This is a genomic window from Streptomyces sp. NPDC091972 (assembly GCF_044756385.1).
GTDB lineage: Bacteria > Actinomycetota > Actinomycetes > Streptomycetales > Streptomycetaceae > Streptomyces.
Genome location: NZ_JBIVSV010000013.1, coordinates 284,715 through 307,005 on the forward strand (window position 1 = coordinate 284,715; position 22,291 = coordinate 307,005).

A 22,291-nucleotide genomic window follows, 5' to 3' on the forward strand; every position below is an offset into this window, starting at 1 on the left:
CGCCGACCCCATCATCGCAAATCGCAAGGCATTTCTTCGTTTCTTGGTGAACCACCCACCGGCATCAAGCCGGGGTGATCCGGACTCAGCGCACCAGGAAGGGGGGTCTGACAGTACCTGTATCACCAGGGTCTCCCAGATGTCCACAACGCCTGTCAACCTGGCGTTACTCGAAAGCGCCGAGCGCACTCCATGGACACGCACTGCAGCTTTACCTCCATCAGCTCAATTCAGCTGCCGCCCCGAATGCGCGACCGTGTCGGCGCGTTCTGACACGACAGAAGGAACGGACACCAATGACGGACAACCAATTCACCACGCACACGGAACTTTTCGATCTGAGCGGGAAGTACGCACTTGTCACTGGCGGCACCAAGGGCATTGGGATGATGATTGCGCGCGGCCTTCTCCAGGCGGGCGCCCGCGTCGTCATCAGCTCACGTAATGCGGACACGTGCGCGGAAGCACAGCAGCTGCTATCCGAATTCGGCGACGTCCAAGCAATTCCCGCCGACCTGTCCAGGCACGACGAGTGCCAGCGCCTCGCTGATCTCGTCATGGCCGACTCGGAACGCCTGGACATCCTCGTCAACAACGCGGGAGCGATGCGTAGCGAGCCGCTGGAGACGTTCCCGGACGAGGCCTGGGATGCAGTGCTCGACCTCAACCTCAAGTCGCCGTTCTGGCTGGTGCAGGCACTGCTTCCCGCACTTCGCAGGGCGGGAACCGCCGATGACCCGGCACGGATCATCAACATCGGCAGTATCGCCGCCATCCACGTCGCTCAGGCGCCCACCTACTCGTACGCCAGCAGCAAAGCGGCTCTCCATCAGCTCACCAGAGTGCTTGCCCGGGAGCTGGGTCCACAGCACGTCACGGTGAACGCGGTAGCACCGGGAGTCTTCCCGTCTCAGATGATGGGGGCCACGCTCGATGCCATCGGCGACAAGATCGCGGCGGCGGCCCCACTGCGCCGGCTCGGCCGCGACGACGACATGGCGGGTGCCGCTGTGTTTCTCGCCAGCCGGGCTGGGTCCTACCTCACGGGCGCCATCATCCCGGTAGATGGCGGCACCGCGACGACTGCAACGGGTACTCCCCCCGTCATGGGCCACTGACTAGTACGGCTGAACGGGCCTATGGTAGGGGGATGGCCACGATGGATCCACGCACCGAGATCCGGGAGTTTCTCAGCTCGCGTCGCGCCCGCATCGCACCCGAGCAGGCGGGCCTGCCCGCTTACGGCGGCAACCGCCGGGTCAAAGGTCTGCGCCGCGAGGAGGTCGCCCTGCTCGCGGGGGTATCGGTCGACTACTACGTACGCATGGAGCGCGGCAGCCTCGCCGGTGCCTCCGACGGAGTGCTCGACGCGTTGGCTTCTGCCCTGCAACTCGACGAGGCCGAGCGCGACCACCTGTTCCACCTCGCGCGCCAATCGAGGGTGCCCCGCAGCCCACGCCGGCGCATGCCTGCCGTGGCGGTGCGCTCGACGCTGCAGCAGGTGCTCGACGCGATCTCCGATGCGCCGGCCTGGATCGGTAACGGCCGTTATGACGTGCTCGCCATGAATCAACTCGCTCGCGCGCTGTATTCACCGGTGCTGGCCGATTCGCGACGGCCTGCGAACACAGCGCGGTTCGTCTATCTGAAGCCCGAGGCGGCCAGAGATTTTTTTGCCGATTACGACCAAGTCGCCGGTGCCGTGGCTGCGAAGCTGCGCATGGAAGCCGGCCGCAATCCGCACGACGAGGAGCTGATCGCGCTGATCGGCGAACTGTCAACGTGCAGTGAGCTATTTCGGCAGCGGTGGGCATCTCAGGACGTGAGGCTGCACCGGTCCGGCCGTAAGCGTATGCACCATCCGGCCGTGGGCCAGCTCGACTTGGACGTCGAGTCCCTGGAACTGCCCGCCGAACCCGGCCTGCACCTCAACATCTACACCGCACCCGCGGGCACACCGACCGCTGACAATTTGGCGCTCTTGGCGTCGTGGGCGGCCACCCAACAGACGCTGGCGACCGAGCTCGAAGCACACAACGGATAGTGCAACCCCTTCAGCCGTACTAGGGTCCATTTTCCCGGCCAGCTTGGGCAGACCGCACCGCTCGGCCAGCATGACCACCGGCTCCATCCCGCCGTACGCGACACGTTCGGGTCATCGAACGCGGATGAGACCGCCGCCGCGGCATGGGAAGATCGCATCTCGGAAGTGCCTTGTCGATCGTGCCTGATGTGGTCCTGGAAAAACCTCATCATCGCAAATCGCAAGGCACTTCTTCGTTTCTTGGTGAACCATCCAACGGCAGCAAGCCGGTGGATCCGGGCTGAGTGGTGCCCCCTACGGGAACTCCTCACTGAACTCCACACGCCCGGGCGGACCCACTTCGATGTCGACGACCCCGACACTCCGGTCCGGTCGGTGCCCGGTGGGGACAACTCGGTCACCTGGATCGAGATGATCACGCTCATCTGCGAGGTCGTCGCGCGGGCCCCGGGTCGGTTGATCGCCCAGCCGTCCGAGGACCGACTTGGGTGGCAGGGCTGCGGGGCCGGCCATAGACCTCCAGAATTTGCGGCAGCTCGCCGCTCTCCTTCTCGCCTTGGGGCCATCCGCAGCCGGGGGCGAGGCGCTGCCCTCACGCCGAACCTGGTGGGCGTCGAAGACCTCCTTCAGGGCGGATGTGACGCCAGCAGTAGCACCTCCCCGGCGCCAGGGCGCTCCCCAAGGGGGGATCGCCAGGCCGTGGCTACCTTCGAACACACACGTTAGAAACGAGGCAGAACATGCCGCTTGGCGCGGCAAACCTTTCCAGGCTGGAGGACAGCGCACGCCAGAGACAGATGGGAGCACGCAGGAGGCGGCCGAAGCGTTGGTCGCGTAGGCACGTGCGGCAAGGCCGGTGCTGGCCGCGCACGCGGTGGAGTTGTTGAGCGTGCGAAGGCATCCGATCAGGAGGAAGCGGCTTGCCCCCATGGGGGCGGTGACCGGCAGATCCCACATACCGCTCCACCCGTAACCCGAATGCCACCCCGGGTCGGCCATGCCATTGATAAACCCACAGTCTATGAAAGTCGGTGAATTCGGTGTCATTGACACCTGTATCCAACGGCTCGGTCTCTCCCGCGATCTTGGCTACCGTGCGCGACCACACCACCGGTCTGCCGCGGGCTGTCACCGCAGTGATGGAGGGGTACGCCAACCGCCCCGCCCTAGGTGAGCGGGCCCGCGAGTCGGTGACCGACGCGGCGACTGGCCGGACCGAGCTGCGGTTGCTGCGGCACTACACGACCGTCACCTACACCGAGCTGTGGGAGCGAGCCGGCGCGGTAGCGGCCGAGTGGGCAGCGGACGCAGAACGCCCGGTGGGCGAAGGTGACTTCGTCGCCGTCTACGGGTTCACCAGCGTCGACTACACGGTGCTCGACCTGGCATGCCTGCGAGCCGGCGCAGTCTCGGTGCCACTCCCATACAGCTCTTCGCTGGACAAGTTGAAGCCAATCGTCGCGGAGTCCGCGCCGCGCGTTCTCGCAACTACCATTGAATCCATTGACAACGCCGTCGAGTTGGCACTCTCCGCGCCGTCGCGGCCACGCCTTGTCGTGTTCGACTTCCACCCGGAGGCCGACGAGGAGCGGGAACGGTTCGAGGCCGCCCGCGTGCGGCTAGCGGACGCCGGGGACACGGCCGTCGAGGCGCTGAGCGCCGTCATCACGCGCGGCCGGACCCTGCCGGCTCCGGTCACGCCCGAGGCTGCGGAGGGCAACCCGACGCGGCTGCTGACCTACACTTCCGGCAGCACGGGCGCACCCAAGGGCGCGATCTACACGGACAGCATGGTCCAGAGCCTGTGGGCGGGCTGGTTCGCGCCGAAGGACGACGCGTCGCCGGTCACCATGGGCTACTTGCCGATGAGCCACATCGCGGGGCGAGCGTCGCTGTACATGACGCTGGTCCAGGGCGGCACGGTGTACTTCACAGGACTCAGCGACATGTCGACCCTGTTCGACGACATGCGCGAGGCCCGTCCGACCCAACTGCTGCTGGTGCCGAGGATCTGCGACATGCTCCTCCAGGAGTACCAGAGCCGATCAGCGCGCAGGGCCGGGGAGTTCGCAGACCCCGACGCGGCCGACAAGGCCGTCAAGGCGGAGCTGCGGGAGGAGTTCGTCGGCGGCCGGGTGCGTGACGTCCTCTGCGGCAGCGCGCCGATCGCGGCGGAGCTGAAGCGGTTCGTGGAGTCCTGCCTGAAGCTGACGCTGCGGGACGTCTTCGGCTCGACCGAGACAGGCCCCATCCTGATCGACGGGCGGGTCGAGCGGCCCCCGGTCATCGAGTACAAACTGGCCGACGTCCCCGAACTCGGCTACTACACGTCGGACGTGCCGCATCCGCGCGGTGAACTCCTGATCCGCGCAGAGACGATCACCCCCGGCTACTACAAGCGGCCGGACGTGACAGCTTCGGTCTTTGACACGGACGGTTTTTACCACACCGGCGACATCATGGCCGAGACCGCCCCGGACCACTTGGTCTACCTCGACCGCCGCAACAACGTACTCAAACTGGCCCAGGGCGAGTTCGTCACCGTCTCCCATCTGGAGACCACCTTCGCCACCAGCCCCCTGATCCGGCAGATCTACGTCCACGGCAACAGCGAGCGCGCGCATCTCCTCGCGGTCATCGTCCCCACCGAGGACGCCCTCGCGCAGGTCGGTGGTGTCAAGGAGCTCAAGCCCCTGCTTGCCGCATCCCTTCAAGAGATCGCCCGGTACGCCGAGTTGGAGCCGTACGAGATCCCGCGCGACTTCCTCGTCGAGACCGAGCCGTTCAGCACGGCGAACGGACTCCTCTCGGAGGTCCGCAAGAACCTGCGCCCCAGCCTGAGGGACCGTTACGGTGATCAACTGGAGACGTTGTACGAGGAGTTGGTGAGCGGCCGGGAGAAGGCACTGCGCGCGCTGGGTGCGGCGGGCCCGGATCAGCCGGTGTTCGAGGCGATCCGCGCAGCGGCGAGCGCGCTGCTCGGCTGCCCCGCCTCCGAGTTGCGGCCCACTGCACGCTTCACCGATCTCGGGGTCGACTCGCTGTCGGCGTTGTCCTTCTCGCAACTGCTGCGGGACGCCTTCGCCGTGGAGGTTCCGGTCGGGGTGTTGCTCAGCGCCGGCAATGACCTTCGGGCGGTCGCGGACCACATCGAGGCGGCCCGCGCCGGCGCTGCCGGGCGTCCGTCGTCCGTGTCGGTGCATGGCGCGGATGCCGCCGAGGTGCGCGCGGACGAGCTGACGCTGGAGAAGTTCCTTGACGTCACGGCCCTGGGCAGTGCCCGCCCGAGATCCGGCGTCGTCCCGCACACCGTGTTGCTGACCGGCGCCAACGGCTACCTCGGCCGGTTCATGTGCCTGGACTGGCTGGAGCGCCTGTCGGCGACCGGCGGCCGGCTGATCTGCGTAATACGAGGCCGCGACGACGCCGACGCCCGCCGTCGGCTGGACGCCGCATTCGACAGCGGTGACCAGCAGCTTCTCTCCCGTTATCAGGAGTTGGCGGATCGACATCTTGAGGTGCTGGCCGGCGACATCAGCGCGGAGCGGCTCGGGCTCGAGGAGGACACCTGGAAGCGGCTCGCCATGGACGTCGACGCCGTCTTCCACCCCGCGGCGCTCGTCAACCACGTCCTGCCCTACGAACAGCTCTTCGGCCCGAACGTCGTCGGCACCGCCGAACTGATCCGGCTGGCACTGACCGGCAAGGTCAAACCGTTCACCTACCTCTCCACGGTCGCCGTGGCAGGCGGTCTCGATCCGGCCAGGCTCGACGAGAGCGCCGACATCCGCGAGGCGAGCAGCCTCCGCGCGCTGACCGACGGATACGCATCCGGGTACGCGACCAGCAAGTGGGCCGGCGAGGTACTGCTGCGCCGCGCGCACGAGCTGTATGGACTCCCCGTCACCGTTCTGCGCTCCGACATGATCCTGGCCCACCGCAGGTACGCAGGCCAGTTGAACGTCCCCGACATGTTCACGCGGCTGCTGTTCAGCATCCTGACCACCGGGATCGCGCCGTCGTCGTTCTACTGCCCTGATGCCGACGGCGAGCGGGCGCGGGCCCACTACGACGGACTGCCGGGAGACTTCGTCGCCGAGACCGTCAACACGCTCGGCGGCGCAGGCGCCACCGGTTACCGGACGTTCAACATGGTCAACCCGCACGACGACGGTGTCTCGCTGGACACCTTCGTGGACTGGCTGATCGCCGCCGGGCACCCGGTCAGTCGTATCGCCGACTACGACGAGTGGTTCGCCCGCTTCGAGACGGCTCTGCGTGCTCTGCCGGAGGAACGGCGGCAGTACTCGTTGCTGCCGTTGCTGCACACCGTCCGTCGGCCCGACGAGCCGTTGAACGGTTCGGCGATCCCGGCGGTGCGGTTCACGGAGGCGGTGCGGAAAGCAGGGCTCGCGGATGGAGAAATCCCGCATGTGGAGCCGCAGTTGATCGAAAAGTACGCGGCTGACCTGCGGTTGCTCGAACTGATCTGACATGCGTGGGGGGCTTCAGACGGACCAAGATTCTCATGGGCAGTGACGGGCAGAGGACGTGCCGAGGGCGCGCGGCAGCTTGTGGAACCGGCACCACCCGAGTCGGCGCCCGACGCTCCCTGACACGGATGCTTACGCCCCCGCCGGCTCCGGTAGCGCCCTCGACCATGGACCCGTCCAAGGCCACGGTGTGCGCCGGCCTTCCCTTCGGCGGCTGTTGGTCTCCAGGCCGCGCAGCTGCCTGGTGGGCGGCTGGTGATCGACGTCGAGCAATGGCGGGTTGTTCGGCTGACGGCTGGCTTGACTGGCGAGCGTACGGCCCTGGTCCTTCGTGGCATGGGGCTGTTTCTCCGGCCACGGGTGTCCGTCCAAGGCCGGTCACAGGCCTGCCCGGGACGCCGGTGGCCGTGCGTTGCGCATCGCGAGGACGGCCCGCCTCCGGTGGTGCGGTGGCCTCGCCCTTTGACTCCGTCTCGACGCCGGCCGCTGTGCCGGTCCGTCTCGTGCTGCCCGCCGAATCCCTGCTCGGCACCCCCGGCCAGGAAGTCGTCGCGCGGTTGCGCAAGCGGCAGCAGACGTCCACGGGCCGGCTCTACCAGGTCGGGCTGCCCGCATATTTCAACAGCGAGAACGGGGGTGTGGAGACGGGGGAGTACCGGGTGTGGGTGCGCGCCCCCGTGCATGTGCGGCCGGTCGACGGCGTCGACTGCGACCAGGTCGACACCGAACGCCTGGAGAGGACACCGCGGTCGACAGCCCGCGAGGTCCTCGGAGAGCGCTGCCCGTCTGGATGGGTGCTGCAGAAACTGCGCCAGGAGCGCGGGCCGGCCCGCTCCGTCCTGCACACACCCGGCCCCGACCGGCGCACCCGTCCTGGACCTGGGCCAGGCCCTGGAGGCGGCGGAGCATCCCGGCACCCGGCTGTGCGGCTGCGCGCAGGAACTGTCGCCCGACCTCAAAGGCTTCGACCACCTCGGCTCCGACGGCTCCGACGCTGACCGGATTGTTTCCTTGGTGGGGTTGGGGTTGGGGTTGGGCTTGTGGCGGAGGTGTGTCGCGGGCTCATCCCGGTGGGGCCTCATGGTGCGCCCGTCCCTGCCCGTGACGGTGGAGTGATGTTGTAGCGGTCAGGGGGCCTTAGCGGCGAGGATGCACGCCATGACTCCTGACCAGGAACTTGCCCCACTCCGGTCCGCTCACTCGATACCGGTGGTGTTCGGTGCGGGAGCGGCCATCGGTGTGCTGGGCGGGATGATCGGGTTGGGTGGCGCGGAGTTCCGTCTGCCGTTGCTGATCGGCTTGTTCGGGTTCGCCGCGCTGTCCGCAGTCATCTTGAACAAGGCGATGAGCCTGGTCGTGGTGCTGGTCGCGCTGCCTGCCCGTCTGGCGGCGGTGTCCGCCGGCGAGGTAGCCGCGCACTGGTCGGTCGCGGTCAACCTGCTGGCCGGGAGTCTGCTGGGCGCGTGGGCGGGGGCGACGTGGGCGGTGCGGATGCGCAGCTCCACCCTCTACAAGGTGCTGGCCGCCCTGATGGTGCTCATGGCCACGGCGTTGCTGGCCACGCACCTCAGCACCGTGGGGACGCTTGCGCTGCCGTTGTGGGCGCAGGTGCCGATCGGGGTGGTAGCAGGCTTCGGTATTGGGGTGGTCGCGGCCATTATGGGCGTGGCCGGCGGGGAGCTGCTGATCCCGACGATCGTGCTGCTGTTCGGTCTGCACATCAAGGCCGCGGGCAGTCTCTCCTTGCTGGTGTCGCTGCCGACGATGCTGGTGGCTTTCGCCCGCTACAGCCGTGACGGCAGTTTCGCCGTGCTGGGTGCCAATCGACGCTTCGCCCTGGTCATGATCGCGGGCTCGATCGCCGGGGCGGCACTGGGCGGGCTGCTGCTCGGGGTGTTCCCCGAGCTGGTACTCATCCCCGTGCTATCCGTGATCTTGCTCGTGTCCGCGGTCAAACTCGCCCGGCACGACTGACGGCGAGCGCGGCAAGGCATTCGCCGGTCGTTCATGCATCCGTGCGACATCGAATCTCATCGCTGTTGACCTTCCGATGAGTCACCGAAAGGCTCCCGAAGCCAGCGTGACTCCCGAAGAGACCGCCACACCCAGCGGACCACCACCGCGCGGGTCCCGTGCCCCGGCTCAGGTCCCAGGGGGAACTCTGCTGCCGGGGTCCTGGACGGGGCGTTACATGGGCGCTGAAGGGCCGTCCTGCCCCGCGGGGGCGGGGGCAGCCGCTATATAGCCGCCCGCGTAGCCGGTTCCTCCGGGGTCGCGAGGACGGGAACGTCGCGCAGGAAGGCGTGCAGGGCCTGCTCTCGGGTGGCCGCGCGCAGGTCGCTGATCCGGTTCTCGATGCTGGCGGGGCCGGTCCCGTCCAGGACACGGCAGGGGCGCGCCACGCACCGGCGCGCCCCTGCCGACCGGCACCGAACCGCACACAGGAGTGACAGCTCATGGCTCGCATCACCGTTATGGCTATGTTGCGACCGCGTTGAGCCGGACCGTGCGGCGGACCCGACTCCCGGCGCCACCTACATACAGGGCGATGTCCTGGGCGACACCGTCCTGGCCGCCGCCTGCGAGAACGCGGACGCTGTCGTCACCGTGCTCGCCCCCTGCGGCGCACTGACCGGCCAGATGCTCGGGACCGTCGCCCGGCTCGCGAGGCTCAGCGCCGTGCACGTTCATGCCGTGGTGCCGCTGCCTGCTGGAGTAGTAGGGCCGGTCGGCGGCGATCTGGTCGATTGCCAGCACGGTGCCGTCCAGGATCACGTACGCCTTCGAACGGGCCGTCGCCATTGCCTCGTTGTGCATGGGCGCGAGCGCGGCCAGGACGTCGATCGCCCTGCGTATGTAGCGGTACACGGTGGCGATTCCGATACCGAACCCGGCCGCGAGCTGTGAGTAGGTGTCGCCGCACCGCAGGTGGGCCAAGGCGAGCAGGGCTTGACGACCGACCGTCAGCCGTCGCCACCGAGTGCCTATCTCCCGACGTCGTGCAGGCAGGGGCCGTGTAGGACGGCCGCTATCGGTTGATTCAGCCGATCGGCGCGCGCGGCTTCGGTCAGGTCTGGAAGGCGCACGATGCACGGGTCGACCGCAAGGTGGCGGTCAAGGTCCTCGTTGGCGACGGTGGCGCGGACTTCGCGTTGACGCCGGTCAGGGCTTCTGCCGCTTCTTGACGATCTTCGGTTCGAAGGAGCCTTTGTGGTCGCGTGGCACAGTTATCAGCACCGGGCCCACGTCGGTCAGCACAGTCTTGGGTAGGTGCTACTGCCTGTTGCTGGTTCTTGTTCTGCGTCTGAAGGGGTGTTTTGCCTCTTGCCTCGTGGGCTGGTTGTCTCCGGGGGACTCTGGATCTGTTCTGTCGGGCGCTGTTGGCGGGAGGGATTGGGGCGCTGACGTGGGGCGCTGCGGCGACGTTGTCGTCGGTCTTGTGGAGGAGGCCGGCGGTATCGGGGAGTGGTCCGGCGTGGGCGTGCCGCTCTCGGCGGGGCTGTTTTCGGCGGTGTTGTTTTCAGCAGTGGCGTAGGCCGCGTGCGCTCGGGTCGGCGTCGAAGGAGGAGGGTGTGTTGACCCAGTCTGCGGGGACGTAGCCCCATCCGTCGTAGCCGGGAGCGGTCCAGTCGCCCTTGGTGTGGTACCAGGTGGTGTTGCCGCCGCCGTGCAGTCCGCCGTAGGTCCAGCAGTCGAACCAGCTGAAGGTGGAGTAGAGCTGTCCGGTGATGTTGGCTTCGTGGTAGGCGCCGGAGCGCAGTATGGCGGGGGCTGAGTTTCCGCACCACAGCCGGCCGTCGCTGGCCCGGACTCCGCACTCGGCGCTGGCAGCGGCGCTGGCCGAGGGAGCGGCGGTCATACCGCCCGCCGTCAGGGCGAGGGCTGTCATCCAGAGGGAGAGGTATTTCCTGGTCCTGGTCATCCGCCTGTCCTTTTCTGAATTGGTTTTCGAGTTGGGCCGGAGGTGCCGGGTGCGTGTCGGGCTCTTCGCGCAGGCCTTTGGCAGCATGGTGATGTGCTGCTCAGCACGGTGTGACGCCGGGCAGTTGGTTGTCCGGGCTGCTTATGTAGATGTTGCTGACGTAGCCCTGGTACTGAGGCAGGTAGGCCCACCAGTCGTTGGTGTAGGGCGGGACCGAGACGGTCTGTCCTCGTGTCTGGCAGCCGGCCAGCACCTCGACCCCGGCGGGGAGCTGGAGGAGCGGGTCGCGGGTGGTGTTGGGCTCGGGGCGGACGTTGACACCGAAGCTCCAGGTGCCGAACCACGTGCCCGCCGGTCGTACGCCACCGGGAACGTTCAGCGAACGGGTCAGCCTGCCCAGGTCGGTGTAGGCCTTGCCGTACGGGGTGCCGACGTCGTGCAGGGTGTACACGGCCACGATGGAGCGGTCACCGGAGCCCACCGTCCCGGTCGTGTGCAGCGCCGGTTTCGTCAGGTCGACCGTGGCTGCCTTGCCGTTGAGGGCCGATGTGGCGGGGCGGCACGTGCCTTGCTCGATGTCGCCGAAGCCCGACCAGCCCTGTTTCACGGCCCACGGCTTGTCGAAGGCGCCCGCGATACCGAAGTGCTGGTCGAAGTGGTCGGTGGCGGAGCAGCGTGTGGACTGCTTCAGATTGCCCATGATCAGTTCGCGGACGCGGGTGGGTGCCGTGTCCAGCAGGTAACGGTAGATCTTCACCGTGTCCGCGGCCGTCAAGGCCGTGTAGCCCCATATGCCGTCCTGGTCGGCCGGCGGCGGGGTCGTGTTGCTGGAGAGGGACAGCTCACGGGCCATCCGGGTGACGATCGAGCCCCCGCCGTTGCGCACCCAGAATGCGCTGGCCGCGTCGTCGTCGCTGCTGCGCAGCATGGAGTTCCACTTGGCCTGGTCACCGGACGAGATCTGGTAGTCCGGGCCGCGGTTCCAGAGGTAGTTCCAGCGCGATCAGCAGTTTGACCACGGAGGCCGACCGGAACGGCATGTCCGGGTTCAGCTGCTCGGTGAAGGTGGCGGTCTGCCGGTCGAAGACGGCGACTCCCGCCGTCACACCGGCCGGCACGGTGACACCGGTCGCCTCTCGTGGCGCGGACGACGCCGCGTCCGTCGCCGCGTTCGTTGCCGCGGTGGCCGAGGGGCTGAGCAGGGCGGTCATCACGGCCATGACCACGGCACACAGCACTGCCACGGAACGCCATCTGCTCCATCGGACCATGGCTCAGTACCGCTTCGTAGGGTCGGGGACGTTGCCGCCGCACACCGGCGCAGGGCGGGACATCCGCCCGTCGGGACTGTCGCCCATGCCGTGGCCCGCGGCGGCCGGGTGGGCCGCGTCCGGTGCGCTGGGCGACAGGCCGCCGGCCGCCGCGCCGAGCAACCGCAGTGAACGCGAGGTCCACATGGTGAGTTCCCCGTCTCTGTCGGTGGTGGTCCGGCCGGGTGGGCCGGGCCTGCCGAGCAGTCTCACCGGGGCCGCGTTGCGGCGACAATCGGTTTCGGCGTACGCCGAAAGTCAGCGGCGGGAGATTCGATCCGCCACCGGGCGGGCAGGGGATCCGGCCGTTCCGGCACCCGCAGCGCCCCCGGTACAACGAGCTTTTGGGAGCGCCCGGTTCGCCGGATGCACAGGGCAGATCAATCACCCTCGCCCGATGACTTCTTCCCTTCCGGAAGTGAGCCTTTTCCAACCTGCCTGTGGAGTGCGTCAGTTGGCTGACAACGTGGTGAAGCCCCTGGTGGATGGGTTTTCGGCCAAGAGAACCGTCTCCACCAGAGGCTTCACGTGCTTGTCTGCGCGTCGGGCGTTGACGTGTTGGGTGTCGACGTGTCCAGCTCTGCCCTTTGCTTCCTCACGCAGCGGTTGCGGCAGCATCACCGTGCGATCGGCTCCCGGTGGCGGCGTCTGGCCGCCGGCCGCCAAGCCCTGCTCACCCTCGCCCGTCTGCGGACGGGGCACACGTATGCCAGCGCGCGGCCGGGTTCGGCGTCGGCACCACGACGGCCTGCCGCTGTGTCATTGAAGCGGTCGCACTCCTGGCCGCTCTCGCCGCCAGCCTTCACCGACGCGGTGCGGACCGTGTCGGTGCAGGCGTACCTGATCCTGGACGGCACCCTCCTGCCGACCGACGGCATGGCTGCGGACCGGCCGTTGTGCTTGGGCAAACACAAGAAGCACGGAATGAACGTGCAGGTCATTGCCGACCGCTTCGGCCGACTGTGATGGGCATCACCGGCCCTGCCCGGCACCGTCCACGACATGCGCGCGGCCCGCGCACACGGGATTGTCGACGCTCCGGTCGAAGCTGGCATCCGGTGCTGGGCCGACAAGGGTTACCGAGGCGCCGGCGGCACGGTCCGCATGCCGTGCTGGGGACGGTGGGAGACCCTTTCCGCAGGCCGGCAGCCGGTGAACCGGTCCCACACGACGATCCGGGCCCTCGTCGAGGAGGCTGTCGCCACCCTCAAGTCCTGGCGGCTCCTTCGCAAACTACGGTGCTCGGCCACCCGGATCACCAGCCTCGCCCAGGCCGTCCTCACTCTTCATCTGACCAGCTCAAAGTGAGGTCGAAAAAGGCTCACTGTTGGCACACGTCAGTCATCCCTAGTCATCCCTGCTCTGCTGGCGCCTCGTCAACGAAGCGGCACCACGCGGGACCTGTCCGCAGAAGCGGTGCGTGCTGTGGTGGCGTACGTTGCGGGCGTCGGCAGTGGCCAGGGCCTTCCGAAGCCTGCCGGCCGGGTTGCACCCGGCAGGCAGAACCAGAGCTCCGAGCGTGATGAGTTGTGCTTCGGCGTGCTGGGGTCCCTGTTCCTGGCGGCGGGTCTTCTGCGCCGTGCGGTCGGAAGCGTACGAGTTCGTGGATTCCTGATCGCCCCGTATATCCGGATCTCGTATGGCAACAGCCGTCCAGGGAGCGAGAGGTACGGGTTCCCGTGCGGCGGGTGCGCTGAAGAGCGTGGGGTCCCGGCAACGGCTGCTTGTCGCCCCGACCGCCGTGGCTCTCCCGTTGGTTTCGGCGGCGCTGCGTGTGATCGGCTACTGATCGCCGCGCAGATAGCGGGTGAGCATGGCCACCAGTTCGTTCTCGAACGTCTCGACGGGGGTGGTGTGCGGGTAGGCCATGAGCTTGTGCGTGTTCGTCTCCACGGTGAACACACACAACTGGGCCGCGGTGTCGAGGTCTTGTACGTGGACGTCACGGTGGCGGGCGAGGAGGTCGCGCACCTGGTCGACGCGTTTGCTTTCGTGCCGGGTGATCGTGTCGCGCAGTTCCTGCGAGAGCGGCGCCTGTTCGAACATGATCCGCAGCAGCTGCGGGTCGTCGCGGTGGTTGTCGATCGCATCGCGGACCAGTGCTCGGACCGTCGCCTGCAAACTTCCGGCGGACAGGTCGAGTTGGTCGGCCTGTGTCCATCGGCCGCGGTCGATGTGCCGCACCATCAGCTCGGCGAGGATGGCGTCCTTGTTCGGGAAGTACTGGTAGAGCGAGCCGATCGAGACACGGGCACGCTCGGCGATGCGGTTGGTGGTGCCCGCGGCGTAGCCGTGCTCGGCGAAAACGTGAGCAGCCGCGGTGAGGACGCGGTCGCGGGTGAGTTCCGCGCGCACCTGACGGGGTGTGCGACGTGGCTGAAGACGGCGGTCGGCCGACGGCATCCGGGGGCCTCCTCAGGGCATGAAAAGCGAGTAGCCAAAGAGCTGAGTTATTACTCACAATAGTGCCATGACCTGCAAAAACAGGGCCGTGTCGGATGTGTGTGGGCGGGGAAGTGCGCCGCCGTGATCCTCGGGGTGTGTCTGCCCGGGTCCCGCACGTTGATCACGCTGGAGGTGCGCCGCCGTGAGTTCCTGACACCGGGCACGCGTGCGTCACCCTGGGCGGCCCGGCCCTGCGGGACCTGGTCGTCGCCGGCAACCAACGACCGGGCGGTTCGCCTGTTCTTCCCCCGCGGGGGGCAGCCAGCGTTGCGGATGCCGGCCGTCTCGAACGAGGCTTGGATCGCCCAGCCGATGCTGCCGCCGCAGTCGGTGCGCCCGTGGGTCCGCAGCCTGACGGTCTGGCTGGCGCGCGGCCCGCGGACGGCGAGATCGACATCGAGTTCGCCGTGCAGGGTGACCCACCCATGTCGTCCTCGGCGCGCCGGGCCGAGCCGGGTGACCGGGCAGGGATCTTCGGTATCGGCACCGTGGGCTGGCTGCCGGAGCACGCGAAGGGGCGGCTGCCGGCCGGCGAGATGACCGCGCTGCCCGCCATCTCGATCTTCGGCGGAACACCGCCCTGATGGGCCATGGAGGTCTGCCTGGAAGGGGCGGCTGCGGCCGGCATCAGGTCCGTCGAGGCGCCCGCCGGTGTCCGCATCCACGGGTTGAGCCGCGACGGCGAAGGTCTGCGGTCCGCCGCCGTCGCGCTGGTCGCGGTGCGCCGCGCGTGGCTGCCGTCCGGCCGCCTCTATACAGCTGCCCTCCGGTCGCTTCTGCACAGCGGCCGTCCGGCCGCTTCCCCCCATGGGCCGCGGGCAAGTCCCGGCCGGCCGCGGCGATGCGGCGGCATCGGGGCTACGACCGTGGCGTGCCCGAGCGGGACATCTCGTTCTTCGGCTACTGGCGTCCGGGCCGGTCGCTACTGGCGTCCGGGCCGGTCGCTCTTGACGCCGGGGCCGGTCACCCCCGGCTGAAAGGAATCCTTGTGCAACCAGAAAACCCGTGGAACACCGCGGGCCGGCTGACGACGGTGGACGAGGTCGAGGCCAGCGTCGGCCGCCCGGCGTCGGCGGTCATGCTCAAGCAGATCAGTGCCCTGGACGAGGGCTGCCGGACCGTCCTCGCCCTGTGCCCGATCGCGGCCTTCGGCTACCGGGACGCGGACGGCACCAGCAGAACGACCTTCATCGGCGGCACACCGGGGTTCGTACACGTCCACTCGCCTGCGCGGATCTCGTTCTGTCTGGCGGAGGCCGGCGACCCGCACGGTCCGGTCTCGTTCTTCTTCCTGCTGCCGGGCGTCGGGGAGATCCTGCGCGTCAACGGTTCGGTGGCCGCGCGCAAGGGCGCGCAGACGACCGTCGACGTGGAGGAGGCGTACGTGCACTGCGCCCAGGCCGTCCTGCGGTCCCGCCTGTGGCAGCCGCCCGCCCCGGCCGGGCCGGCCGCCGAGATCGCGGGGGACGGCCCCCTGTGCCGACCCGGCGTCGTCGAGTTCCTGACCGCAGCCCCGTTCCTCGCCCTGTCCACGTGGGACTCGTCCGGTGGCAGTGACACCAGTCCTCGCGGGGATCGGCAGACGGTGGCGCGGATCCTGGACAGCCGCACGCTCGTCATCCCCGACCGCAAGGGCAACAAACGCGCCGACACGCTCCACAACCTGCTGCAGGACGACAGGCTCTCGTTCGCCGCGCTCGTACCGGGCCGCAGCGGTGTGCTGCATGTCCGCGGTCGCGGCGCGATCACCGACGATCCCGCGCTGTTGGAGACGATGGCGCTGCGCGGGACGCCCCCGCACCTGGCGCTGCTCATCGACGTCGAGCACGCCGAGGTGACCGGCAACGACGCCGTGGCCCGCTCACGGCTGTGGATCCCCGGCGCGCACCTCGACCGGAGCACGGCGCCGGATCTGATAGCGCTCGCGGGAGAACATCTCGCCGCCGGTTCGGCCAATGCCCAGGACGGTCCGCCTGCCTTCCTGCTGAAGCTCCTCGGGGCGATCCCGGGGGTGCCCGGGCTGCTCCGGCTGGCGACACACCGTCTGTACCGCTCAGGGCTGCGGAAGGAAGGCTACGAGGACGTCGAGCCCGGCAAGCAGGGGCGGCGCCGTGGCCTCCTGCGCCGACGTGCTGGCGACGGCGGTGGGGCGAGGGACGCAGGGGCGGGGAGCCCGCTGCGCGAGGTGCGCGTCGCGGAAGTGCGCAGGCAGACACCGACCGCTGTCACCCTCGTGCTTGAGGACGCCGGCCCGAACCCGGGAGCGTTCGACTTCCGGCCCGGCCAGTTCTTCACCCTCGTTGCCGACATCGACGGACGCCCGGTACGACGGGCCTATTCGGCCTCGTCGGCACCCGGGGCGTCCCGGCTGGAGGTGACCGTCAAGCACATCGACGGCGGCCGGTTCTCCACCCACGTGCACCGGAGTCTGCGGGCCGGGGACCGCCTGGCGGTGCGCGGCCCGTCGGGGTCCTTCCACACCCAGACACAGCCCCCGGACGAGATCGTGCTCGTCGCGGCGGGCAGCGGCGTGACACCGATGATGAGCATGATCCGCACCCGGCTCGCCGACCGGTCGGGCCGCGACCGGATCGCGCTGCTCTACAGCAGCCGCAGCACGGACGAGATCATCTTCGCCGGCGAGCTGACCCGGCTGGCGAAGGACCATCCCGGCCGGCTCTCGGTCACCCACGTCCTGACCCGCCGCGACGGGCGCCTCGACGCGGACGGGATACGACGCTGGATCACCTCCCTGGCCCCGGCCAGCGACGCGCACTACTACACCTGCGGTCCCGAACCGCTGATGGACGCCGTTCAGGGCGTCCTGGCCGGGCTGGGAGTCCCGGCCGAGCTGGTGCACCAGGAGCGCTTCGCCAGGGGAGCGGGCACCGCGACCGCGGTGACGGTGCCGCGGGAGATGACCGTTGAGGAGGACGGGCACACCGTCGCCACGGTGGTGGTCGAGCCCGGCCAGACACTGCTCGACGCGGGACTCGCCGCGGGGCTGCCGATGCCGTACTCCTGCACGGTCGGGAACTGCGGCGACTGCATGGTGCGACTTTGCAGCGGACACGTCACGCAGAACGCGTCGAGCTGCCTCACGCCCCAGCAGCAAGCCGACGGCTATGTCCTGACGTGCGTGAGCTGCCCCCTGTCCAAGGTCACCCTCGACATCGCGGACCTGTGATCCCCGGCTGGCCGCCCGTGCGCGGCCACCGAACCCAGGCTCGCATGCGCTGACACTGACCGGGCGGGAAGGGCCGATTCGGCAGGCCGCTGTTCGGGCACGGAGAGCCGGGCGGCAGGGGGTTCCTCGGATGCTCAGCCGCCCGTCGGCCAGCGTACCGCTCGTATCCAGGGGGACTGGCGCGAACGCAAGAAAGCACAGCACTGCACTGCACTGCGACGGGATGCTGACACGGCACCAGATCCCGCCCTCGCCGTGTGCCCGAACCCGGTGCCGGGTCAGCCGAGGGAGAACTCGGCGACCTCCGCATCGGCGAAGGCGATGGCGAGCCCGCCGGCACGCATACCTTGGTCCCACAAGCAGGCATGTCCCAAAGCGCGGGCGAGGACCACCATCGGCTGTTGCTCGCCCCCGCCGGCGTCCCGGGCGGCGAACAGCTCGCGGGCCGCTTCTCCCGACAGGCACTGGGTGATCAGCCGTACTCGCGGATCGTCCGACGATCTTGCCGGAGCGGCGAAACCGAACCCCGCGCCCTGGTGCGGGAGACGAATCCGCCGGTCTCGGCCCGGGCCCGCCGACGGGCGCGCCCCCGGGGCTGCCGCCGTGCCCTGACAGCCTCCTCGATCACCCCCCGCACGCACAGCACGGGGACGGCGACGCATGTGCGGCCGGGCGGTGACCCACCGCTGTACCGTGCGCTGGCAGATCCCCCAGGAGGACGGCCACGTTCTTCGTGGCGCCCTTCTCCGCCCTGAGCAGGAAACGCACAGCGGCATCCCGCGTAGGCACGGGACGGGTCAGCAACGCGCCCTCGAGTCCCTCGACGATCTCGCCCATGCCCGCCCCCGAACGGGCCGCCTCCGCGATGGCTGGTGCACGGCGGCCGCCTGCTCTCCCGGATCTCCCATACCGAGCCCCTCTGCCCGGCCGGTTCAGGCCTAGCCAGGCCACCACTGCGGACCCTCGGCGAAAGAACCCGCAGTACCCCAGGCCCGCGGACGCCCTTCCGGGAACAACCGCGCAACCCGAACACTATTTACGCCATCCGTACGCGTTTAGTACGTGTTTCGTACGCGATTCGTGCGCTTCACGCTAGGGTCGGGGCTGGAGGTGCTGCATGTCCGAGCTGTTCGACGCGGTCGACGCGCTCATCGCGTCCCGTTCCCCGTTGCCGCCGCCGGCGGAACGCAAACGGCTGCGCCAGGCGCACGGCCTGACGCTGGACGAGGTGGCCGCCGCGCTGCAGGTGCGGCGGGCGACGGTCAGCGGCTGGGAGGCCGGCAAGACCGAACCGCGGCCGCCGGAGCGCGACGCCTACGCCCGCATGCTCAAGCAGCTCGCCCAGCTCTACCCCGCAGGCGCCCCGGTGCCCCCTCAGGACACGGCGCCCCCTCCAACACCTGCCCTTGCCACTCCCGCGCCACCGGCAGCTGAACCGGCCCCAGCCCGCACCGCACCCCCAAACCCGACCGCGGAACCAGTGCCCACTGCACGCCGCTTGGCCGGACCTGCCGCTGCACCGCGTCCGGCGGCCACGACCGGGCCGTCGTCGCGCCGTCCAGCCCGGAAGGCTGCCCCCGCAGCCATGACGGAGGCCGGCACCGATCCGCGTTTCGTCAACGGCCCGCTGGCGGTCGTCGACGCCGACGGCCAGGCGTTGGCGTACTGCACCGGCGGCCTGGTCCTGGACGTGCCCGCCAAGTCGCTTCCCGCGCTGGTGGAGTGGACGCTGCGGGAGGCGAAGCTCGGGCAGCCGAAGCTGGCCGGCCCGGGCAAGGACGCCGACCCCCTGATCGTCCTCACCCCGTCCGCGCTGCAGCGCTACGGCCTGCCCACCACGTTCACCAAGGAGGAGCGCCTGGCCGGCCGGATCCCGGAGGGCCACAAGGTCATCAAGCAGCTGACGCGCGCCAACTGGCAGCTGACCAAGCGCGGCTTCGGGCCGTGGGCGAGGATCTACCGCCCCGCGCAGGGCTCGCAGCGATCCTGCGTGCAGCTGTGCATCCCGTCGTGGGATGCGCTCGATGCCCGGCACTGGGCCGACGCCGCCCAGCTTCCGCCGGCCGACCTCGCACGGCTCCTGGGCACCTATGCGGCCCGGGTGATGACACCGCGCGGCTCCACCGCCGTCACAGGCCTGGAGCTGATGACCGCGCTGCACCCGCCGACCCGCGCCTCCGAACCGGACGCGGACGGCAGGCGGCATTCCGAGCACAATCCCGGCTCGCTGGGCAAGGATCCGGTGGACTGCGCGCCGTGCGAGGCCCCCGACGGGCACCCGCTCCTCGCCGATCTGCCGCGTTTCCATCAGCGCACCCCGGCGGAGGTCCTGGTGGAGGAGGCGTACGACTGGGCGCGCCCGCTCACCGACGCCGAATGCCTGCGCCCCCACCTGGTGGGCATCGACGTGAACATGGCCTTCGCGGCCGGCGCGAACGGCCTGAACGTCGGCCTGGGCGCGCCGACGCACGTCAAGAACCCCGCCTTCGATCCGAAACTGCCCGGCTCCTGGCTGGTCGACCTCTCCCACGTCGACCTGTCCCGCGTAAAGGTCGCCAAGGACAAGTGGGCGGACCTGGACGACGAGCTGCTGCCGAGCCCGTTCACACCGAAGGGCCAACGACCGACAGGTCCGGCCTGGTACGCGACACCGACCGTGGCGTACGCGATGGAGCTCGGCTACGACGTCCGCCCGATCGAGGCGTACGTCCGCCACGACAACGGCCGCTACCTGGACGCCTGGTACAACCGGCTGCGCGACGCCTACCTCGCCACGATGGCCGACCTCGGCGTGCACGCAGACCTGCCCCCGGCCGACTTCCTCGCGGCGATGGACGGCTACCGGCAGCGTGACCCCCAGCTGGCGATCGTGGTGTCCGCGATCAAGGCGACCGTGAAGGGCGGCATCGGCAAGCTGCGCGAACGCCCGCGCGGGGAGGGCTGGAAGCCCGGGCAGCCCTGGCGGGCCCTCGCCCGGCCCACCTGGCGCCCCGACATCCGCGCCGCCGTCATCTCCCGCACCCGCATCAACATGCACCGCAAGATCGTCAAACACGCCGCCTTCACCGGCCAGTACCCGGTAGCCATCCTCTCGGACTGCGCCGTCTACGCCTCCGACGGACCCTCCCCACTGGACTTCCTGCCCTACCGGGACGGCAAGCCGCTGCCCGGCGGCTTCAAACTCGGAGTCAACCCCGGGCTGGTCAAGCACGAGGGCACCCAGAGCGTGCTGTGGGGCGAGGGCGTACGCGAGCAGTTCAACGCCCCGCAGCTCAACCTCGCCCGGTACATCAAGGACGGCACCGTCACCGACCAGGACACCGGAGAGTAGGTAGAACGCGATGAGCCTGTTCGGCAACGGCCTGGACGCCGCGGTGCAGAAGGCGTTCACCCGCCCAGCCCCCAAGAGCGCGCCCGCGCAGATGCGCTACCTGGTCAAGCAGCTCAAGAGCACCAAGGCCGTCGCCCAGATGCTGCGCATCTCCCAGCGCACCGTCGAACGGTACGTCAAAGACCAGATCAAAAAGCCCCGCCCGGACCTCGCCGCCCGCCTGGAGCGGGAGGTGAACAAGCGCTGGCAGCCGCAGATCCGCGCCCAGGCCCGGCAGAAGGCGGCGACCACCGACGGCATCGTCCTCGACACCCGCGCCCGCATCGGCTACACCGCACCGATCGGCACGACCGACGAAGACCGCCTCCGCCACCTGACCGTCGCCCTGCCGCCCCGCTACGCCGCCCGCCTCTTCAACGCCCAACAGCAGGGCGCCACCGACTTGGAGCTCCAGCAGATCGCTGCCGAAGCGCTCAAGGAGGTGTACTTCCAGGACGGCGGCCGCCGGGCCGGAAGCCTGGAGGAGGTCCGGTTCACGGACATCGAGCACCTCGAGTTCGACCTGTAGATCGCCCAGCAACAAGGGCCCGAACCGCCTTCTGGGTTCGAGCCCTTGCTGCTGCTCCAGGCTTTGCCGAGCCAGTGAGCTCTTTCCAACCTCAGGCTGACGCGTGGTGGTGAAGGACGAGGACGGCCTTCACCACGTCGGTGATGTGGTTGGTGCTGCAGCGGAGCTTGTGCAGGAGCCGCCAGCCCTTGAGGGTGGCCATGGCCTGCTCGCCGAGGCAGCGGATCTTGGCGTGGGTGGTGTTGTGGCGGCGCTTCCATCGCTTGAGACGGCGGCCCCAACGGGACTCGGACGGTTCCGCCGGCACCTTGATACGCCTTGTCAGCCCAGCATTTGAGTCCCGCTTCAGCGAGGGCTTCGATGATCCCGTGCTGTCGCGCGGCGGTGAGGTCGTGAGTGGAGCCGGGCAGCGCGGGCGAGGCCCAGAGCAGTCGTCCGAACGGGTCGGTGAGGACCTGGACGTTCATGCCGTGGCGCTTGTGTTTCCCGGAGTGGTACGGGGTGTCGGCGGCAATCCGGTCGATCGGCAGCAGGGTGCCGTCGAGGATGACGAACGCCTTCGCCCGGATTGCATTCATCGCCTCGGCCAGGGACGGGGCGAGGGTGGCCAGGATGTCGACGGCCTCGCGTATGTAGCGGAAGGCGGTCGCGATCCCGATGGCGAAACCGGCCGCGAGCTGTGCGTAGGTGTCACCGCACCGCAGGTGGGCCAGGGCCAGCAGAGCCTGTCGCGCTGCGGGAAGCCGCCGCCACCGCGTGCCGATCTCCCTCCGCCTGGCTGTCAGTTGCCCGGTCAGGAACCGCAGCGTGCGGCTGGACAGATCTATTGACGATGGGTAAACAAGCACGCGAAGCTCCTGGCGGACACGGGTGATCTTGGTCGAGGACCCATCTACCAGGAGCTTCGTCGTTGCGCAGGACCGTCCAACTCGGGGTCAACGCCGTCAGCTTGCAATAGGCTCACGGTCGGCTCGCTCAATCCGCTGACCTT

15 protein-coding genes and 4 pseudogenes are annotated in these 22,291 nt (G+C 69.0%); 10 read left to right on the top strand and 9 right to left on the bottom strand.

From position 1 onward, the window contains the following. The first annotated feature begins 296 nt into the window (after positions 1–296). The 4 genes from ACIQJT_RS32890 (at position 297) to ACIQJT_RS32905 (ending at position 8,511) form a co-directional block, all read left to right on the top strand. A complete protein-coding gene (locus ACIQJT_RS32890) occupies positions 297–1,118 on the top strand; it encodes an SDR family oxidoreductase (protein WP_327579319.1) in 822 nt (273 codons plus the stop codon). Positions 1,119–1,159: 41 nt separating this feature from the next. Next, complete coding sequence (locus ACIQJT_RS32895) at positions 1,160–2,044, top strand: helix-turn-helix transcriptional regulator (RefSeq protein ID WP_402649489.1); 885 nt, start codon at positions 1,160–1,162, stop codon at positions 2,042–2,044. A 1,040-nt stretch (positions 2,045–3,084) separates the two neighbouring features. Beyond that, entirely contained in the window at positions 3,085–6,537 is a 3,453-nt protein-coding gene (gene car / locus ACIQJT_RS32900) for a carboxylic acid reductase (RefSeq protein WP_402649461.1), read from the top strand. A gap of 1,158 nt (positions 6,538–7,695) precedes the next feature. Then, positions 7,696–8,511: a sulfite exporter TauE/SafE family protein gene (locus ACIQJT_RS32905; protein WP_402649462.1), complete on the top strand. Its 816-nt coding sequence runs from the start codon at positions 7,696–7,698 to the stop codon at positions 8,509–8,511. A 263-nt stretch (positions 8,512–8,774) separates the two neighbouring features. Here the strand turns inward: ACIQJT_RS32905 and ACIQJT_RS32910 are convergent, their stop codons facing one another. Continuing rightward, complete coding sequence (locus ACIQJT_RS32910; RefSeq protein WP_402649463.1) at positions 8,775–8,939, bottom strand: hypothetical protein; 165 nt, start codon at positions 8,937–8,939, stop codon at positions 8,775–8,777. A 280-nt stretch (positions 8,940–9,219) separates the two neighbouring features. Further along, positions 9,220–9,546 (bottom strand): annotated as a pseudogene (locus ACIQJT_RS32915) (transposase family protein); the annotation flags it as partial. Between the two features lie 26 nt (positions 9,547–9,572). On the opposite strand from ACIQJT_RS32915, the gene ACIQJT_RS32920 reads away from it, so the two are divergent. Continuing rightward, positions 9,573–9,722, top strand: coding sequence for a hypothetical protein (locus ACIQJT_RS32920; protein WP_402649490.1), 150 nt, complete (start codon positions 9,573–9,575; stop codon positions 9,720–9,722). Here ACIQJT_RS32920 and ACIQJT_RS32925 read toward each other — a convergent pair. From ACIQJT_RS32925 to ACIQJT_RS32945, 5 genes and pseudogenes are all read right to left on the bottom strand, one after another. Then, positions 9,706–9,801: pseudogene (locus ACIQJT_RS32925) on the bottom strand (transposase); the annotation flags it as partial. The gene ACIQJT_RS32920 and the pseudogene ACIQJT_RS32925 overlap by 17 nt on opposite strands. A gap of 256 nt (positions 9,802–10,057) precedes the next feature. Then, a complete protein-coding gene (locus ACIQJT_RS32930) occupies positions 10,058–10,459 on the bottom strand; it encodes a hypothetical protein (protein ID WP_402649464.1) in 402 nt (133 codons plus the stop codon). Positions 10,460–10,559: 100 nt separating this feature from the next. Beyond that, the gene (locus tag ACIQJT_RS32935) at positions 10,560–11,387 is read right to left on the bottom strand and encodes a hypothetical protein (RefSeq protein ID WP_402649465.1); all 828 of its coding nucleotides are present in this window, start codon (positions 11,385–11,387) and stop codon (positions 10,560–10,562) included. A 19-nt stretch (positions 11,388–11,406) separates the two neighbouring features. Beyond that, entirely contained in the window at positions 11,407–11,703 is a 297-nt protein-coding gene (locus ACIQJT_RS32940) for a hypothetical protein (protein WP_402649466.1), read from the bottom strand. A 30-nt stretch (positions 11,704–11,733) separates the two neighbouring features. Next, a complete protein-coding gene (locus ACIQJT_RS32945; RefSeq protein WP_402649467.1) occupies positions 11,734–11,916 on the bottom strand; it encodes a hypothetical protein in 183 nt (60 codons plus the stop codon). Positions 11,917–12,324: 408 nt separating this feature from the next. On the opposite strand from ACIQJT_RS32945, the pseudogene ACIQJT_RS32950 reads away from it, so the two are divergent. Continuing rightward, positions 12,325–13,077: pseudogene (locus ACIQJT_RS32950) on the top strand (transposase family protein). A gap of 474 nt (positions 13,078–13,551) precedes the next feature. On the opposite strand, the gene ACIQJT_RS32955 reads toward ACIQJT_RS32950, so the two are convergent. Next, the gene (locus tag ACIQJT_RS32955) at positions 13,552–14,172 is read right to left on the bottom strand and encodes a TetR/AcrR family transcriptional regulator (protein WP_402649468.1); all 621 of its coding nucleotides are present in this window, start codon (positions 14,170–14,172) and stop codon (positions 13,552–13,554) included. Between the two features lie 380 nt (positions 14,173–14,552). Between ACIQJT_RS32955 and ACIQJT_RS32960 the strand changes: the two genes are divergently transcribed. The 4 genes from ACIQJT_RS32960 to tpg all read left to right on the top strand — a co-directional run bounded on the left by ACIQJT_RS32960 (position 14,553) and on the right by tpg (position 21,300). Beyond that, the gene (locus ACIQJT_RS32960; RefSeq protein ID WP_402649469.1) at positions 14,553–14,798 is read left to right on the top strand and encodes a hypothetical protein; all 246 of its coding nucleotides are present in this window, start codon (positions 14,553–14,555) and stop codon (positions 14,796–14,798) included. 404 nt (positions 14,799–15,202) lie between these two features. Beyond that, on the top strand, positions 15,203–17,401 hold the full coding sequence (locus ACIQJT_RS32965; RefSeq protein ID WP_402649470.1) for a 2Fe-2S iron-sulfur cluster-binding protein: 2,199 nt from the start codon (positions 15,203–15,205) through the stop codon (positions 17,399–17,401). A 1,117-nt stretch (positions 17,402–18,518) separates the two neighbouring features. Continuing rightward, positions 18,519–20,732, top strand: a complete 2,214-nt coding sequence (gene tap, locus ACIQJT_RS32970) for a telomere-associated protein Tap (RefSeq protein WP_402649471.1) — start codon at positions 18,519–18,521, stop codon at positions 20,730–20,732. A 10-nt stretch (positions 20,733–20,742) separates the two neighbouring features. Next, positions 20,743–21,300 (top strand): telomere-protecting terminal protein Tpg, encoded by a 558-nt coding sequence (gene tpg, locus ACIQJT_RS32975; protein WP_365465620.1) that lies wholly within the window; start codon positions 20,743–20,745, stop codon positions 21,298–21,300. 91 nt (positions 21,301–21,391) lie between these two features. Here tpg and ACIQJT_RS32980 read toward each other — a convergent pair. Further along, positions 21,392–22,148: pseudogene (locus tag ACIQJT_RS32980) on the bottom strand (transposase family protein). Positions 22,149–22,291: the final 143 nt, after the last annotated feature.

Bases quoted from the DNA above. Each gene is read 5' to 3' on its own strand.
- ACIQJT_RS32890 (WP_327579319.1), top strand. From the start codon at position 297: ATGACGGACAACCAATTCACCACGCACACGGAACTTTTCGATCTGAGC.
- ACIQJT_RS32895 (WP_402649489.1), top strand. From the start codon at position 1,160: ATGGATCCACGCACCGAGATCCGGGAGTTTCTCAGCTCGCGTCGCGCC.
- ACIQJT_RS32905 (WP_402649462.1), top strand. From the start codon at position 7,696: ATGACTCCTGACCAGGAACTTGCCCCACTCCGGTCCGCTCACTCGATA.
- ACIQJT_RS32930 (WP_402649464.1), bottom strand. From the start codon at position 10,459: ATGACCAGGACCAGGAAATACCTCTCCCTCTGGATGACAGCCCTCGCC.
- ACIQJT_RS32935 (WP_402649465.1), bottom strand. From the start codon at position 11,387: ATGCTGCGCAGCAGCGACGACGACGCGGCCAGCGCATTCTGGGTGCGC.
- ACIQJT_RS32945 (WP_402649467.1), bottom strand. From the start codon at position 11,916: ATGTGGACCTCGCGTTCACTGCGGTTGCTCGGCGCGGCGGCCGGCGGC.
- ACIQJT_RS32955 (WP_402649468.1), bottom strand. From the start codon at position 14,172: ATGCCGTCGGCCGACCGCCGTCTTCAGCCACGTCGCACACCCCGTCAG.
- tap (WP_402649471.1), top strand. From the start codon at position 18,519: ATGTCCGAGCTGTTCGACGCGGTCGACGCGCTCATCGCGTCCCGTTCC.
- tpg (WP_365465620.1), top strand. From the start codon at position 20,743: ATGAGCCTGTTCGGCAACGGCCTGGACGCCGCGGTGCAGAAGGCGTTC.